The 1,641-nt window shown below is 75.7% G+C and carries 1 protein-coding gene; it reads right to left on the bottom strand.

Features of this window, described 5'->3' with window-relative positions:
• Positions 1-1,529, bottom strand: a 1,529-nt coding sequence (locus tag LJ221_RS15705) for a polyketide synthase (protein ID WP_241717357.1), incomplete at its 3' end; no start/stop codon positions are given.
• Positions 1,530-1,641 lie beyond the last annotated feature (112 nt).

Here is a 1,641-nt window from a genome sequence, read left to right as displayed (position 1 = left end):
GCGCCTCCAAGGCGGTCGCCGAACTCGAGCGCCTCGGCTATGCCGAACGCCTCCCCGACCCCCACGACGCCCGCGTCCGCCGCGTCACACTCACCCCCCGCGGACACGAAGCCGTCACCCCCGGGGGGTGCCGGGGCGGTAGCGGCCGGGGCCGCGGCCTCGGCGGCCTCGGGACCGGCCAGGACCAGGTGGGCGTTGGTGCCTCCGAAGCCGAAGGCGGAGACCGCCGCGCGGCGCGGCCCCGCCCCCTGCGGCCAGGGCGTGTTCTCGAGCAGGATCCGCTCGGCGGCCGCCTCGCCGCCCGCCGGACGCAGCGGGTCGATCACGCCCGCGGTCGCGGGGACGGTGCCGTGCCGCAGCGCGAGGACGGCCTTGAGCAGGCTGGTGAAGCCCGCCACGGTCAGCAGGTGCCCCACATTGCCCTTGACCGATCCCAGCAGCGGCGGAACGCCGCCGCGCTCGGCGAAGAAGGAGGTGAGCCCGCGCAGTTCGGTGGCGTCGCCCAGCGGGGTGCCGGTGGCGTGGCACTCGATGTAGTCCACGGTGGCCGGGTCGATCCCGGTGTACGCCTGGCGGTAGGCGGCCAGTTGCCCGGACTCGTTGGGGCTCAGCAGATGGCGGCCGGCGCCGTCGTTGCCCAGGCCCACGGCCTCCAGCACCGCGTACACCCGGTCGCCGTCGCGCAGCGCGTCGCCGAGCCGCTTCAGCACGAAGACCCCGGCGCCCTGGCCGGTGACGATGCCGGTGGACCGGCCGTCGAACGGCTGGCTGACGCCGTTGTCCGGGTAGGCGCGCAGATCGGAGAAGGACAGGTGGATCAGCAGCGGGTCGGGAGCGCAGACCGCTCCGGCGACCATGGTGTCGGCCCGGCCGGTGGCCAGGTAGTCCCGGGCCAGGGAGATCCCGTAGAGGGCGGAGGAGCAGGCCGCGTCCAGGGCCAGCCGGGGGCCGCCCAGACCGAGGGCGTCGGCGGTGGTCACCGCGGGCCCCCCGAACGGCCACAGATTCTCCGGCGCGGGCTCGGCGTCCGTGCCGGCCGGGTCCGCGGGCAGCGGCAGTCCGGCCCGGGACAGGCCCTCGGTGACGGCCTGCCGTACCGGCGGGACGCACAGCCGCACCGACTGCTCGGTGGGGAAGGCGTAGTTGCCCAGGACCAGGCCGGTGCGCGCCAGGGCGCCGGGGCGGGCGCCCAGCCCGGCGTCGGCGAGCGCCTGTCGCACGGTGTGCACCGACCAGCGCACCACACGGTCCAGGCCCGCCAGGTGGTCGGAGGGCAGGCGCAGGCCCTCCAGGTCGATGGCGGGTTCGGTGACGAAACCGCCGCGCACGGCGGTGACGTGGTGGTCCGGGTCGCCCCAGCCGCCGGGCACGTCGGGGCCGGTTCCGAAGATCTCCGGGCCGCCTTCGGTGCGGTGGTCCGCCCCGGCGAGCAGTCCGGTCCAGAACTCCTCGGGGCTGTGGGCGCCCGGGAGCAGGCAGGCCGTGCCGACGATGGCGACCGGCTCGTCCCGGCGAGGTGAACGCGACATTTCTCTCCGTGTCTTCCGCTCGGTGGTGGGTTCTGGGGGCGGGTCTCGGTGCCGGCCGGTTCCGCGGTGCGATCGTGACAAGATCGGTGGCACGCACGGGCCTGGACTACTG

The organism is Streptomyces sp. CNQ085 (genome assembly GCF_022614595.1).
GTDB lineage: Bacteria > Actinomycetota > Actinomycetes > Streptomycetales > Streptomycetaceae > Streptomyces.
The sequence above is the reverse complement of the archived record's forward strand: the minus strand, read 5'-3'. Positions and strand labels throughout refer to the sequence as shown.